This window comes from Pseudodesulfovibrio mercurii (assembly GCF_000189295.2).
Lineage (GTDB): Bacteria > Desulfobacterota > Desulfovibrionia > Desulfovibrionales > Desulfovibrionaceae > Pseudodesulfovibrio > Pseudodesulfovibrio mercurii.
The window spans coordinates 454,452-469,001 of record NC_016803.1 but is presented as its reverse complement, the minus strand read 5'-3'; the positions used below and the strand labels follow the sequence as shown (position 1 = coordinate 469,001).

Genomic DNA, 14,550 nt, shown 5'->3' with positions numbered 1-14,550 from the left:
GGCCGAAAACAGTCCCCACACGATGAGATTCAGCGGTGAATAATCCATAATTACAACTTGATGATGAAAGAGGTTTTGTCCTTGTAGAGCTTCTTCACCCGCTCGGCGTTCGAAACCAGCTGGAAGGGAATGCCCACGAACAGGATGCCGCCCACGATGTTGCCCAGCACGGTGTACAGCTGGTTGTGGGCCCAGCCGTACTGGCCGAACCCCCAGTGCAGGAGGATCGGCGCGGCCTGTCCCGCCTGCCGGGCGGCCTCCAGGAACACGTCCTGCTGGAAGAGCGGCAGGGCCAGAAAGCCGATGTTGGCGATGCAGTGCTCGGTCATGCCGGCCACGAAGGCCAGGGGGCCGTAGGCGGCCATGGCGATCTTGGCCATGTCCCCCTCGGCCTTGACGAACAGTATGGCGGCGGTCTGGAGCATCCAGGTGCAGACGATGCCCATGACGAATATCTGGGTCGCGGTGTAGCCCATCTTGGCCACCCCGATGGCGTGGGACTTGGCCAGCCAGGGCCAGGCCGCATACGCCCCGCTCTTGCTGATCAGCCACATGAAGAACATGCTGCCCACGAAATTGCCCACATATCCGAGGGCGATGCCCCAGATGAAGCGGCCCCAGCCGATGCGCTTGTGAAATATCCCGATGACGCCGATGTACATGTCGGCCGTGACCAGGGTCATGCCCGACATCATGATGACGACCAGGGAGAACATGAAGACGAGGCCCATGAGCAGGTTGGCGAAGCCCGGCCCCAGATGCTCGCCCACCCCGGCCGAGACCGACAGGGCCAAGGTGGCGCCGAAGACCACCATGGCGCCCCCGGAAAACGAGGAAATGAGAAAGGCCCAGGGACGGTTGCGCACCATGTCCCATTTGTAGGAGCATATGTCCGCAACGCGAATGACGAGTTCATCGAGGTTTGCGGGCATACATCACCTCCCGGCCCATTGCGGGCCGCAGCTCGGTTTCGTCGTCTCGGGCCTGTACCTGCCTACAAAAATGTTACGCCAGACAGGGGAGTATGACCAGAAGAAATATGAACGAATGATTATGCATCCAATCGACCGGAAACCCTGGCGCTCGTTCGCTCCGCCGACGCCGCGCCACGGCAACGCGCGGACAAGAAGGTCCGTCCTCCGGGCGCAGGCCGTGGGCGCAGGAGGCGGCATACGGGAATTTCGCCCTTCCCCGGCAAAAAGGCCCCGGCGACGGTTCGCCGGGGCCTTATGCGTTGCCGAAAAGCGGAGCTGCTACCACTTGGAGCGGCCCGGCGGCATGTAGAAGAACTCCACCCGGCGGTTGGCCTGGCGGTTTTCCTCGGAGGTGCCGGGCAGGAGCGGCTTGGAGCCCCCGTAGCCCACGGCCTTCATGCGCGTGGCCGGGATGTCCGAGTGCTCGATGATGTAGCGCAGGCAGCTGGCCGCGCGGGCCGCGGACAGGGACCAGTTGGAGCCGTATTGGACGGACTCGGGCGTCTCGCCGTCGGTGTGGCCCCGGATGACCAGGTTGAAGTCCGTCTGCTTCATGGAGTCGATGACCATCTGCAGGGCCTGCTTGGCCTCGGCGGTCAGTTCCACGGACCCCTTGTCGAAGAGCAACTGGCTGCTCAGGCGGAGCATGACCCCGGACTTGTCCGAGCTGACCTTGGCCATGTGGGTCAGGTCCTTGGACCGGATGGCCTTCTTGAGGATCACCCCGAGCTCGACGATCTGCCGATTTTCACGGACGCTCTGCCGCTCCTTGAAGGTCGTGTCCGCATAGGGCACGGACTGGGCCGAGCGATCCTCGTACTGCACGCCGAGGGCCTCCTGGATGGAGCCCATGAGTTTGCGGAAGTTGGTCACGTCCTGGTTGGTGAAGGACAGGAGCAGGACGAAAAAGCACAACAGAAGCGTGACCATGTCGGCGAAGGTGGCCATCCACGGCGGAATCCCCTCGTCGGGCTTGGGTGGATCGGACTTGGGTCCCCCGCCCTGCTGTTCCAATGCTTCCTGGTCGGCCATGTTTCTACCACGCGTCCCGCTGGGGCATGTGTATGTAAAATTCCACCCGCTGATTCCTCAGCCGGTCCGCCTCGGTGTCGTTGGGCACCTCGGGCCGGGTGTCGGCGTAACCCACGGCCTTGGCCCGGTTGATCTCAATGCCGCCCTTGTTGACGATGTAGTCCAGGGCCACGGCGGCCCGCGCCGCGGACAGCTCCCAGTTGGACGGGTACTTGGCCGTATGGATGGGCCGGTCGTCCGTGTGTCCCCGGACCACAAGGTTCAGCTTGTAGTCCTTGAGGACCTTGATGACCCCGTCCAGGATCTGCGTCGCATCGGGCCTGAGTTCGGCGGTGAACGGCTGGAACAGCGCGGCCGAACTGGTCCGGAAGACCACCCCGTCGCGGTCCGCGTTGACCCCGGCCCCCTCCTTCAGCTTGTTGTCCAGGTTCTCGACCATGGACTTGATGCGCATGACCACGGACAGGAGCAGCCGCTGGTCGTGGGAGATGGACGAGGCCATCTCCTTGGTCGCCTCGGAACTGGTGTTGAACTGGGCCATCTCGTCGGAGACCGCGCGGACCTCCTTCACGCCGAAGGCGCCCTTGAGCGAGCCGAGCGCGTCGCGGAACTTCTCCTCGCTCTGCTGGGCAAAGGACAGCAGGAGCACGAAAAAACACAACAACAGCGTGACCATGTCGGCGAAGGTCGCCATCCACGGCGGCAGCCCCTCGTCGCCCGGCGGGTCCTCCGGCGGCTTTCTGCGTATGACTTCTTCGACCTTGGCCATGGTATCTCCGGGTGCCGGGGACTAGGTCGCTTCGCGCAGGGCCGGGGACAGGAAGGCCTGGAGCTTTTCCTTGACCACCGACGGATGGTCCCCGCGTTGCAGCGAGGAGACGCCCTCGATCATGATCTGCATGAACAGGACGTCCTCGGCGGACCGCTCCTCCAGCTTGGTGGCCATGGGCAGGAACATGACGTTGGCCATGATGGCCCCGTAGAAGGTGGTCAGCAGGGCCACGGCCATGGCCGGGCCGATGGACGACGGGTCCGACAGGTTGGAGAGCATGTTGACCAGGCCGATGAGGGTGCCGATCATGCCGAAGGCCGGGGCCATGGTGCCCATGCCCTTGAACACGGCCTGTCCCTGGCGGTGGCGCTGCTTCATGAACTCCAGCTCGATCTCCATGACCGAGCGGACCAGCCCCTCGCTGGAGCCGTCCACGACCAGCATCACGCCCTTCTTGAGGAACTGGTCCTCGATGTTGACCTTTTCCAGGGCGACCAGGCTCTCCTTGCGGGCCGTGTCGGCCAGGGAGGTGATCAGCCTGATGATGTCCTGGGGGTCCGAGGACTTGAACATGAGGGTCTTCATGCCGACCTTGAAGGCGTTGATGACCACGCCCATGGGGAACATGACGAAGGTGACGGCGAAGGTGCCGCCGATGACAACCACCACCGAGGGAATGTCGATGAACCCCGCCGCGTTGCCGCCCATGAAGATGGTCGTGATGACCAGACCGAAGGCACCCGCCAGACCGATGAGAGTTGCGATATCCATATGCTATTTCTTGCTCTTTCCGGATGAAGCGCCGATTCTGACTTCACCGTTCTCATGGTAGAAGAAGACGTCTTCCAAAAAATCATCCACCTTGTAGTACGCCGAACCGATGCAGATTTCCACGCCCGGCTTGACCACGCCGGGCACCAGGACCCGGCATTCGTCAAGCCGTTCGGTGGCGTAGATGCCGTCCCACAGCTTGACCTTCATGTTCTTGAGCAGTTCCAGCTCCCTGCGGGCCGACTCCAGCCGCGGCTCGTACTCGGCCCGAAATTCCTCGCCCCGGTTCAGGGTCTTCTCGTAGGAGGCGATGTCCTCGTGCAGCGCCTTGATGCGCACGTTGTACCGCTGGTCCGCATAGAGCAGGGACGGCTTGTAGCCCAGGATCAGGGAGGTGTCCGTGTCCATGCCCCCGCCGAGCTGCCCGCCCACGTAGATGTAGTTGTAGGCGCAGACCGTGCCGCCCGTGAGCCGCCCGCCCACGGCCAGCCGCTTGCCCGCGTAGACGTCGCTGTGCATCAGCGCGCCCTTGATCATGATGTCGCCGCCGGACAGCAGGGTCGCATACTCGCAAAAGGCCAGCTTCATGTCCTTGCCGGCCTTGAGCAGCGCCTCCTTGCCGCCCTTGACGCCGCCTCGGCAGTCCAGGCTGCCCCGGGCCTTGATGGTCGCCCCTTCCACCTGGTCGTTGACCCGCACGTCCCCGGCCTCGATGGTGAAGCCGCTGCGCACGGACCCCTCGACCACCACGTTCCCCACGAAGTCCACGTTGCCGGTGTGGTAGTCGATATCCGAGTGGACCGTCAGGGGGTTGCGGACCAGGATGCGGCCCTCCTTGTAGCAGACGTAGCCGTCCACGGCCGCGAAGAGCTTGTCCGGGGAGTCCCGCTTGATGCCCGTGCCCGTGCCCGCCGGAAAGGACTTTTCCTCGGACACGAACCGTTCGTCCAGGTCCGCCCCGGCATCTTCCACCGGAATCCACTCGGCGATGAGGTCCCCGGCGGCCACGTTGGTGACGAACTGGCGTTCGTGATGGTCCACGCTGCCGTCAGCCTGCTCCTCCGGCTTGAGCTTGGCCGGATCCCAGTCAGGGTTGAAGTAATGTTTCAGGAAAAACGGCATTGCCCCTCTGGATGATTGGCTGGGAAAACCGGTCGTCCACCGGCGGCGATATCCCGAAAAGCCGCAGGCGTACCAGCCTGTTACAAGCCTGTCGAAAACATGGGGATCGTATGGAATTATCTACTTATCGTCAATAATTATCACCTTTTTGGCTGTCCGCGCAATACGTGGCATCAAATATTGTCTGCCCCTAAAGATAACGAAGAACATGCCGATACTGAACGTAAGAGGCATATTAGGTTGGGATGATTCGTGCAACACCAGGGAGGGAGACCATGAATATCCCCGAGATGAACATCGACATGAAGCAAGAGCTGCGCTCGGAGAGCGTTGTTCCGGCCACGGCCGTGCAGAGGTCGTCCTCCCAGGACGGCCTGTCCCGGCGCGACGACGCGGTCACGGCGCAGAGCAAGGCAGGGGCGGACAGGCAGTCCGACAGTCCGACCCGGGAAGAACTGGAAACCTTGATCGGCGAGGCCGAGGAACACCTTGAGGCCAACAACGTCAAGCTGAAGTTCAACATCCTGGAGAACAACGACACGATTCAGGTGGAGATCGTCGATTCCGACGGGAAGACCATCCGCAAGATTCCGGACGACGAACTGATCAAGCTGACCAAGTCCCTGAAGAGTCTCGGACAGGGGTTCCTGGACCGCGTGTCCTAGGCCGTTGTCCCCACGCAGCCATGGAGCGCGCCCCGGCCCTGTGCCAGGGGGCGTCTTTGGCGTTGGCGCGCCCCGCTCTCACGGGCTTGCCAAGGCGCTGGAGCTTGGGCATAGTCGAGGAGTAGACCGCCCGAACAAGGAGGCGCCCATGTCGGACATCAGCATTTCCACGGACACGGTGCAGGGCATGAGCCTGGGCAACCAGCTCTTCGGCCCGGAGTCCGTCAGGGACTACAACGACGAGATCGCCTCGGGCATCAATACGGCGGGCGGCCTGGACAACCGCGAACAGGCCGTGGCCGGGCTGGAGGTCGCCTCCCGGACCCAGGACTACCTCGGGGCGGGCACGGACTTCTCCTCCTCCGGCACGGACATCGACATCCAGCAGGCCGTGCACCAGGCCGCTGCCGACACCGGCATCGGGACCATCGCCGACAAGATCGCCTGAACCCCGTTTTACGCAAACGAAAAGGCCCCGACCAGAATGGTCGGGGCCTTCTTTTTTCGTCATGAAGCGGGGGCTACCACTGCTTCTTGCGCTGCACTTCCAGCGCCGCCTCCTGCTCCTCGAAGGTCTTGAAACCGGCGTGGTGCATGGCGTCCTCCACGGTGTGGTGCCAATCCCAGCTGGCGTAGATGACCGGCTTGTGGAAGACCGAACGGAACTGCTCCATCTCCTGGCGGTAGAACTCCTCCTTGGGGGTCTCCATGTGGTCGCGGAGCTGTTCGCTGAAGCGGTCGAGCTCGCCTTCGTACCATTCCATGAAGTCCTCGGGGGACTTGTACTTCTTGAGGATGTGACCGTAGCTGTTGGCCTCCAGGAGGTCCTGGAGCTTGACCATGTGCTGCTTCTTGAGCCAGGCCCCGAGCTCGCTGGTCTTGATGTTCTCGGACTCGATCGCGGCCATGTCCAGCTTGGTCTGGTGGTAGGTGTCGGGCACCACCGAGGCGGAGACGATGCCCGCGATGGCCACCAGGCCGCGCAGGATCACGGAGTTGGACACGCCCTGGCCGCAGAAGCCGACCTTCTTGCAGGCCTTCTGGCCCGCGAAGATGGCGGACAGGATGGCCCAGACCACCGCCGGGTCCTCCTCGTCGTAGATGTGCTGGAGGCTGGCGTTGTCGCGGTCCGTGGCCAGGACCATCTGGGTCATGTCGTTGGACCCGATGGAGAACCCGTCCACTTCCTTGAGGAACTCCTTGCACAGGATGGCGTTGCTCGGGATCTCGGCCATGAGGATGACCTTGAGCCCGTCCTTGCCGGATTCCAGGTTGTGCACCTGCTTGAGGTAGCGCTTCATGGAGCGGGCCTCTTCCAGGGTGCGCACGAACGGGAACATGATCGACAGGTTGTGGCCGCCGTAGATGCCCCGGGCCAGCTTGAAGGCTTCGAGCTCCCAGTCATGGATGTTTCGGGAGACGCCCCGGTAGCCGATCATGGGGTTGTCCTCGTGGGCCTCGAACAGGGAGCCGCCCAGGAGGTTGCGGTACTCGTTGGACTTGAAGTCCGTGGTCCGGTAGACGATGTTCGAGCCGTAGAAGGCCATGGCGAACAGGGCCAGTCCCTGGGACAGGGTCTGGATGTAGTTCTCCTTGCCGGTGGTGTAGCCGCGCGATTCGAGGAGCCGGCGGATGCGGTCGGGCAGGGTCGCCACCTCGTCCATCTCGGACTTCAGGCCCATCTTGAGGGCCACTTCCTCGCGCAGCCGGGTGATCTTGTCGAGGTAGGCCTCGAACTCCGGGTCCTCCTTGAGGCGGGCCACGTACTCGCCCACGACCTTCTCATGCTGCTGGCGGACCTTCCAGGCCTCGGTGCGGGCCAGGGGGGTGGGTTCGAGCATGTCGTGGTAGCCCAGGACCACGGCCACGTGGGCCTCGGGGTCGATGGAGGTCTTGAGCACGTCCAGACGCTCGGTGGCGTGGGCGATGTGCTCGTCGAGCTTGCGGTCCATCTCGCGCAGGCGGCGGTGCATGGCGAGGACCTCGTCCGTGCTGCGGGCGCCCTCCTGCTCGGCCAGGGACTCCATCTGGCGGGTCAGGCCGGTGATCAGGCCGACGTATTCGCGCAGCTTCAGCGGCATGGTGATCAGGCCGGAATCCAGCTGCTCCTTCATGACCTTGGTCAGATGGTGATCCATCTCCTGGAGCTTTTCCTCCACCAGGTCGTTGAGGACGTCCTTGTCGTAGGCCTCCAGCGCCATGGGATGGACGCCGATGTTGCCGAGCATGAACTCGGCGCGCAGCAGGCCGACCTCGAAGTCGGGCACGTTGCGCAGGCGGGACAGGAACAGGGCCTGGCCCACGTCGGCCAGGATCAGGCCGACCTTGGTCTTGGTGGCGGGCAGCTTGTCCACGTTGATCTCGCCGCCGACCTCCACCAGGGGCAGTTCGCCCCGGTAGACCTTGCCACGGGAGCCGTCCACGGTGACCTGCTGGCCGTCCATGGAGCGCAGGGCCTCGATGCGCTGGATGCCGATGATGGCCGGGATGCCCAGCTCGCGCGAGGTGATGGCCGCGTGGCTGGTGTCGCCGCCCACGTCGGCCAGGATGGCCGAGGCGATGCGCATGCCGGGAACCATGTCCGGGTCGGTGCGCTCGGCGGCCAGGATGTCGCCCTTGCTGATCTTGTTCAGTTCCAGGGCGGAACGCAGGTACTTGACCGTACCCTGCCCCGCGCCACGGGACGCGCCGTTGCCCTCCAGGATGACCTCGGCCGTTTCCACGGCCTTCTTGTCCACCTCGAGGCGGCGCATGAAGATGGTGTGCGGATGAAGTTCGAAGTCCTCGTTCCAGCGGGTCTCGGGCCGGGCCTGGACGAACCACAGGCGGTCGGTCTTGTCGATGCAGAACTCGGTGTCCATGATCATGCCGCCGTAGGCCCTGGAGATGTTGCGCACGCCCTGGGCCACGGTCTCGGCCTGGGCGATGGACAGGGCCCAGCGGAAGACCTCGTTGTCGGCGACCTTGACCACGTGGGTGCCGCTGCCGTCCTCCTTGTAGACGATCTTCTTCTCCTTGCAGCCCATGTAGCGGATGACCACCTCGCGGCCGCCCTCACGCTGGAACACGTAGAACTTGTCCGGGGTGACCATGCCGCCGACAACCGCCTCGCCGAGGCCGTAGCTGGCGTCGATGGACACGAGGTCGTTGCGGTCGGTGCCCCGGCAGCCCGTGGCCGTGTCCGCGCTGAAGGCCGTGCCCGAGATGACCGGATTGATCATCCGCATGATGCACACGGACAGGGAGGTGTGCTCAATGGCCCACTCCTTCTTGGCGGTCTCGGCGATGGTGTCGTCGCCGGTCTTCTCGGCCTTGGTGATGGCGTCGAGGATGGCTTCGCGGCGGTAGGTCATGGAGCGCAGGTTGTAGGCCGAGGCGCAGTCCCAATGGTAGGCCTCGAGGCACTCGTCCGCGCCGATGATATTAAGGTAGGTGTCCTGGAGCCCGGCGAAGGCCTTCTTGCGGCTGTCCTCGCCCGCGGCCGAGGAGCGAACGGCCACCGGCACGTCGTCCAGCCCGGCCTCCTTGCAGATGGATTGATAGGCGGCCTTGACTTCCTTGCCGACCTCTTCGGGCATGTCCACGGACAGGATGGCCGACTGGACCAGGACCGAACGCATGCGCAGCTGGTCGATGCCCTCGGGGGAGGTGGCGAAGCCCTCGACCACGTTGTTGATGAAGGTGCGCAGGCGGATGGGGGTGCCGGACTGCTTCCGGGACTCCTCGCCGATCTTCTTGCCCACGTCGCGGACGAAATTCTGGAGGTAGTCGGAGTCCTCGTTGACCGCGTCGGAGTACCAGTCGATCTTGTTGTACTCCTTGTCCACGGTGGCCCGGACCACGGCGGCGTTGACCTTGGTCTCATCTAAGAGGATGTGGAAGGCGTGCGAGGAGATGGCCCGGAATTCCGGGGCACGGATGCCCGGCACCTGGCTGATGATGGCCGTGTTGTAGTTCTTGCCGCCGACCAGCAGCTCAGCGTCCTCGCCGATCTTCTTGATCTCGGCACCGTTGAGGACAAGCTTCTGCTTGAGCCCCTCCACCTTGGCATCGACTTTCTTGGCTTTGGCCGCCGGTGCGGTATCCGTTGCGTCATTCTTGGCTTTGGCCATCGTTTCCTCCTGGTATGACCGTGGGGACCGGACGTTTTTCCTACCCTGTCCATACCCTAAAATCACGGCGCTTTCCATTTTGATTTATCAAAAAAGAACAATCAAAACCCGAGTTTCGAATTTCCGCTTACAGGGTTCATAACCGCTTCGTCAACGAAACAATTGGTCCAACCACTACTCCAATTGGTCCAATAAAAAACTCCAGAAACCGTCCGGAATCTCCTCTTCCTTAATTCTAGGCAGCGCAAAAAACAAGGGCCGACGCGCTGTTACAGCGCGTCGGCCCGATTCTTCTCGGGGGTTTCCCGGGCCACGGCCACGGGACATCAAATCAGACCAATTTTGCAGGCCGCATTATTTTTTTACAATTTCTGGCCGCAGTTCGGGCAGAAGTTGCAATCCTCGGAGGGAACGACCGTCTTGCAGGTGGGACAGACGCCCGCCTCTGGTCCGAGCTCCACGAGCAGCTCCCCTTCCACCACCGGGATCATCTTCTTGTCCTCGGTGTAGTTGGCGGACTTGATGACCCTGCGGACCATGCCGCTCACCGGGGCGAGGACCGCCTTCTCCTGCTTCATGATGGAGATGTTGAACAGCTCCTCGCCCGCCTTGACGCGGTCGCCGGGGCGGACGTGGGTGACCCACAGGTCGCCGTTGCTCGGCGAGCCCACGTGGAAGATGTTCGACGGATCGGCCAGCTCGGTGGCGTCCTTGGCCCCGGCCTCGGCCTCGGCCACCTTGACCTGGTGGCTCATGATCTCGGAGTCGAGCACGTAGCGGACCACGGCCATGCCGTTCTCGTCGGGCTCGGAGATGTCCAGGATGCGCATGATGTGCGGCTTCTTGCAGTTGCCCTGGAAATCCAGGATCTCACCCTTCTCCAGCCCTTCGAACCAGACGTCCACGGGCAGGTTGTTGATGTTGCCGAACTTCTCGCAGAAGTCGATGGTCTTGATGGCGTCGCCCGGATGGTTGAGATACATGATGAACTCTTCCTCGGACGGCTGGCGGTGCAGCCGGGACTGCAACGCCTTCTTCTCGGCCACCAGGTCCACGTCCTTGAGGGTGGTCAGGGGCGAGGCCTCGGTGCGCTCCTTGATGGCCGTCTCCCAGCCGGAGCCGAAGGCGGACTGGTAGACCCAGTCGGCCGGGAAGCCCAGGGGCAGCTTGCCGAACTTGCCGAGGAGCAGGTTGCGGAAGGCGTCGTTGGAGTCGCGGTACAGGTCGAGACGCGCCTCGCGCTCGAGATCGGTCAGCTCCCCCTCGCCGCACAGGGTGACGATGTCCAGGATGTTGAGCATGCGGCGCACTTCGCGCTTGCCGCCGCGCTTGTAGGCCCCGGTCACGGCCAGGAAGGCGGTGTTCCAGGTGATCTGCGAGCCCGGCGTGACGTCGTGGTAGCGGACCACCTTGCGGGTCCCCTCCAGGAACTTGAGCATGTACGGCAGGAGCTTGATGTAGCCCTGCTTGAGCGCGCCCTCCTGGGAGGAGGAGGTCGCCCCGCCCGGCATACCGTGGCGGACCACGTCGTGGTCGATGCCCTGGAAGTACGGAGCGGTGTAGCGGTCGTAGTAGGGCATGATCTGCTTGAGCCGGAAGTTGGTCGCCCGGATCATGTCCTTGTCGAGGTGGGTCTGGAGGCCCAGTTCGTCCTCGATGTAGGCCGCCGTGGACAGGACCTCGCCCTGGCCGTACCAGCGCACGGACGCGCCGATGGCCACGTCCACGATGTGCGCGCCGGCCTGGGCGGCCGCGCCCATGGTCGGGACGAACAGCCCGTCGGTGTAGTGCCGGTGGCTGTGGATGACCAGCTCGGGATATTTTTCGGTGATGGCCGAGATCAGCTCGCGCATGAACCGGGGCGGACACACGCCGCCCATGTCCTTGAGGCCGAGGATGATGGTCTTCTCGGTCTGCTTGCGGCTGATGCCCGCCGCCTCGGAGCACATGCGGATGATCTCGTCGGTCACGGTCATGTAGCGCTCCACCGTGAAGCCCTTGGCCCAGGACAGGGAGATGGCGGGCTCGAAGATGTTCCGCTTCGAGGTCATGGCCACCTCGGCGAACGGCCGCATGTTATCGACGTGGTTGAGGAAGTCGAAACAGCGGATGACCTCGTAGTGCTCGTTGATCATCTCCCCGGTCAGCCGCATGACGTTCTTGGGCTGCGGCTTGTAGCCCAGGATGTTGGTGGACCGGATGAGGATCTGCTTGAGGGTGTTGGGCGCGAACTTGTTCCACTCGGCCGCCTCGGTGAACGGATAGGTCATGTTCGCCAGCATGGCCACGTGGAAATGCGCCCCGCCGCCGTTCTCCAGGGAGAAGAAGCCGCACTTGTCGAGCGAGGGACCAATGATGCGGTCCTCGGCCAGACGGAACCGGTTGCCGCTGTTGGACTGGGTGATGTCGCGGGTCGTGGTGTCCGTCATGTGGATGATTCCGGCCTCGCGGTCCGTGCGCAGGGTGTCCAGGATGGCGTCCCGGTCCATCTTGCGCGAGAAGCGCGGCTCGAACCAGGAGGACACCTCGGGCGGCTCGGCCAGGTGGAACCGGCCCACGCGCTTGTCCTCGCGGCCCCGGTATTCGCCGAGCTGCACGTAGCGGTTGTAGCCCTGGGCCGAAATCTCGGCCACCAGCCGGGTCAGGCGCAGGGAATCCGGCTCGCGGTCGGAATAGTCCATGAGTTCGGCGTAGTTCTGGCGCACGAAATTGGTGTCGTAATCCGCCTCGACGAACTTCTTGTGGCCGATGATCTTGAGATGGAAGGGAATGGTCGTCTTGACCCCGCCGATCATGTACTCGCGCAGGGCGCGGTTCATCAGGGCCACGACCTTGTTCCAGGAGTTGCCGTAGGCGATGAGCAGCGCGGCCGCCGAGTCGTAGTTGGACGGGAAGCGGTAGCCGTCGCCCACGCAGGAGTCGATGCGGATGCCCTGCCCGCCGGGCGAGACGTACCGGGTGATGCGCCCGGAGTTGGGTTCGAAATGCTTCTGCGGGTCCTCGCAGTTGATGCGGCACTGCATGGCCCACTGGAACGGCTTGGTGTTCTCCTCGTTCAGGCGCAGCTTGGCCCCGAAGGCGATGGCGATCTGCTCCTCAACCAGGTCGATGCCGTAGCGGCACTCGGTGATGCCGTGCTCCACCTGGAGCCGGGTGTTGACCTCGATGAGGTACGGCACGCCCTCGGCGTCCACCAGGAATTCCACGGTGGCCAGGGAGTAGTAGCCCACGGCCGAGACCAGCTTCCGGGCATAGCCCTTGAGCCGCTCGCGCAGTTCGGGGGTGAACCTGGGCCACGGGGACGGGGTGATCTCGATGAGCTTCTGGTGGTTGCGCTGGACCGTGCAGTCGCGCTCGTCCAGGCAGAAGACGTTGCCGTACTTGTCGGCGATGACCTGGATCTCGATGTGGCGCACCGAGGTCAGCAGCTTTTCCACGTACAGGCGCGGGTTGCCGAAGGAGGCCTGGGCCAGGGCCGAGGCCTTGGAGAAGGCGTTCTCCAGGTCCTCTTCCTGGTAGACCTCGTAGATGCCGCGTCCGCCGCCGCCGCCCTCGGCCTTGAGCATCACCGGGAAGCCGATCTCCTTGGCGATCTCGCGCGCCTCGGGGATGGACACGGCCCCTTCGGAGCCAGGCACCACGGGCACGCCCTGTTCGATGGCCAGCTTGCGCACGGCCACCTTGTTGCCGAGGATGCGCATGGGTTCCTGCTCGGGACCGATGAAGATGATCCCCTCCCTGGCGCACCGGGCCGGGAAGGTGTCGTCCTCGGAACAGAAGCCCCAGCCGGGATGGATGGCGACCACGTTGTTGGCCTTGGCCTCGCGGATGATCCGTTCCTGGTCGAGGTACGCGCGGGGGTCCGCGCCGAGCATCAGCAGTTCGTTGGCGCCGGAGGATGCCGGGGAGGTTTTATCCACGTCCGTGGCGGTCATTATCGCCTTGGCGTTGAACATTTCGGTGATGGAACGGCAGATGCGCCTGGCCGGGATACCCCGGTTGGCCACCAGAATCCGCTTCCCCCTGACCTCTTCAAGTACCTGTTCAAAGGACTTCGGCTGCATGAATCTCACTGGTCTCCTAAGACAGAAATGACTGAAAATACCCTTATGCCCGTCCCGCCCCATGCGGAACCTGGAGAGGGAATATCGAACCCGAGTAGAGCACCGTTTCCACTCCGCCACGACGCAAAACCAGTCCACCATTCAAGGACAGACCCGCCAAGAGGGCCTCATAGGAGCTCTCGTCTCCTTCCTTGACCAAGATCGTTCGTCCGAACCAGGCGAGTTTGCTCTCGAACATTGAGATGAATCGAGGGGGTGGAATCTCGTCGAGCATTACTGCATACACGCTTTTCCCACGGTTTACAAGTTGGCCCAGGAGGGCCACGGGGCCGCCCGAAAAGAACGGCAGTCCGATTTTCGCGGCCGGGACCGAATGATCTTCGCGCATTTGCGCGTCCTTCGGACAGTCAGCGAGATTCAGCCCCACGCCGACGACGGACGTGCCGTTTCGCTCCTCGATCAACATTCCGCCAACCTTGCGTCCATCCTGGAGAATGTCATTGGGCCACTTGATCCGGACCTGGGCTCCGAGCCCGGCCAGGACCTCGCTGACCACGTGCCCGACGACCAGGGGTAGGAGGTCGGACATGGCCTCGGCCCACGGCCCCTTTTCCGGCGTGGGCGGAAGCACGATGGAGGCGTGCATGTTCCCGGCCAGGGACGCCCAGGGACGGCGCAGCTGCCCGCGTCCCCGGCTCTGCCGGGCGCAGACCACCGCGCCCCACGGTCCGAGGAGTTCGTCGGCCGCAAGCCGGGCGGCCAGCTCCATGGTCGTCGCGCATTCCTCGGCCACGACCACGGTCCCGTCCGCAAGGCCGGAGCCCCGCAGCCAGTCCTCCGGGACCGCGCCGGGCTCGGTCCCGTCCGGGTCCGCCACGTGGTCCCCATCCGCCCCTTCCGGGACCGCCGGAACCCACGGCCCGAAGGCCCTCAGGTCGGCCTGCCAGAGGGGGTGCACCGCCGTGCCGTCGCCGGCCGTCGGTTTGATGAGAAAAATTCCTTGTGGAAGCATGGGTTACCTTGTGTTACACGAGGAGC

At 63.7% G+C, this 14,550-nt stretch carries 10 protein-coding genes; 2 read left to right on the top strand and 8 right to left on the bottom strand.

All coding sequences use genetic code 11. The features are described from left to right. Nucleotides 1–50: 50 nt before the first annotated feature. The 5 genes from DND132_RS02165 to DND132_RS02145 all read right to left on the bottom strand — a co-directional run bounded on the left by DND132_RS02165 (nt 51) and on the right by DND132_RS02145 (nt 4,671). Entirely contained in the window at nt 51–932 is an 882-nt protein-coding gene (locus DND132_RS02165) for a formate/nitrite transporter family protein (protein ID WP_014321068.1), read from the bottom strand. 321 nt (nt 933–1,253) lie between these two features. After that, nucleotides 1,254–2,006 (bottom strand): flagellar motor protein MotB, encoded by a 753-nt coding sequence (locus tag DND132_RS02160; RefSeq protein WP_014321067.1) that lies wholly within the window; start codon nt 2,004–2,006, stop codon nt 1,254–1,256. A gap of 4 nt (nt 2,007–2,010) precedes the next feature. Beyond that, complete coding sequence (locus tag DND132_RS02155; RefSeq protein WP_014321066.1) at nt 2,011–2,775, bottom strand: OmpA/MotB family protein; 765 nt, start codon at nt 2,773–2,775, stop codon at nt 2,011–2,013. Nucleotides 2,776–2,796: 21 nt separating this feature from the next. Continuing rightward, nucleotides 2,797–3,549 carry a motility protein A gene (locus DND132_RS02150; RefSeq protein ID WP_014321065.1) on the bottom strand — a complete coding sequence of 251 codons (753 nt, stop codon included), beginning with the start codon at nt 3,547–3,549 and terminating at the stop codon, nt 2,797–2,799. A 3-nt stretch (nt 3,550–3,552) separates the two neighbouring features. Next, a complete protein-coding gene (locus tag DND132_RS02145; protein ID WP_014321064.1) occupies nt 3,553–4,671 on the bottom strand; it encodes a DUF342 domain-containing protein in 1,119 nt (372 codons plus the stop codon). A gap of 275 nt (nt 4,672–4,946) precedes the next feature. Between DND132_RS02145 and DND132_RS02140 the strand changes: the two genes are divergently transcribed. Both DND132_RS02140 and DND132_RS02135 read left to right on the top strand, forming a co-directional pair. Continuing rightward, nucleotides 4,947–5,336 (top strand): flagellar protein FlaG, encoded by a 390-nt coding sequence (locus DND132_RS02140; protein ID WP_014321063.1) that lies wholly within the window; start codon nt 4,947–4,949, stop codon nt 5,334–5,336. A gap of 148 nt (nt 5,337–5,484) precedes the next feature. Further along, nucleotides 5,485–5,784, top strand: a complete 300-nt coding sequence (locus DND132_RS02135) for a hypothetical protein (RefSeq protein ID WP_014321062.1) — start codon at nt 5,485–5,487, stop codon at nt 5,782–5,784. 73 nt (nt 5,785–5,857) lie between these two features. On the opposite strand, the gene DND132_RS02130 is transcribed toward DND132_RS02135, so the two are convergent. The 3 genes from DND132_RS02130 to DND132_RS02120 form a co-directional block, all read right to left on the bottom strand. After that, nucleotides 5,858–9,448, bottom strand: coding sequence for a PEP/pyruvate-binding domain-containing protein (locus tag DND132_RS02130; RefSeq protein WP_014321061.1), 3,591 nt, complete (start codon nt 9,446–9,448; stop codon nt 5,858–5,860). Nucleotides 9,449–9,810: 362 nt separating this feature from the next. After that, a complete protein-coding gene (locus DND132_RS02125) occupies nt 9,811–13,512 on the bottom strand; it encodes a pyruvate carboxylase (protein WP_041915667.1) in 3,702 nt (1,233 codons plus the stop codon). 43 nt (nt 13,513–13,555) lie between these two features. Continuing rightward, nucleotides 13,556–14,524: a biotin--[acetyl-CoA-carboxylase] ligase gene (locus tag DND132_RS02120; RefSeq protein WP_014321059.1), complete on the bottom strand. Its 969-nt coding sequence runs from the start codon at nt 14,522–14,524 to the stop codon at nt 13,556–13,558. Nucleotides 14,525–14,550: the final 26 nt, after the last annotated feature.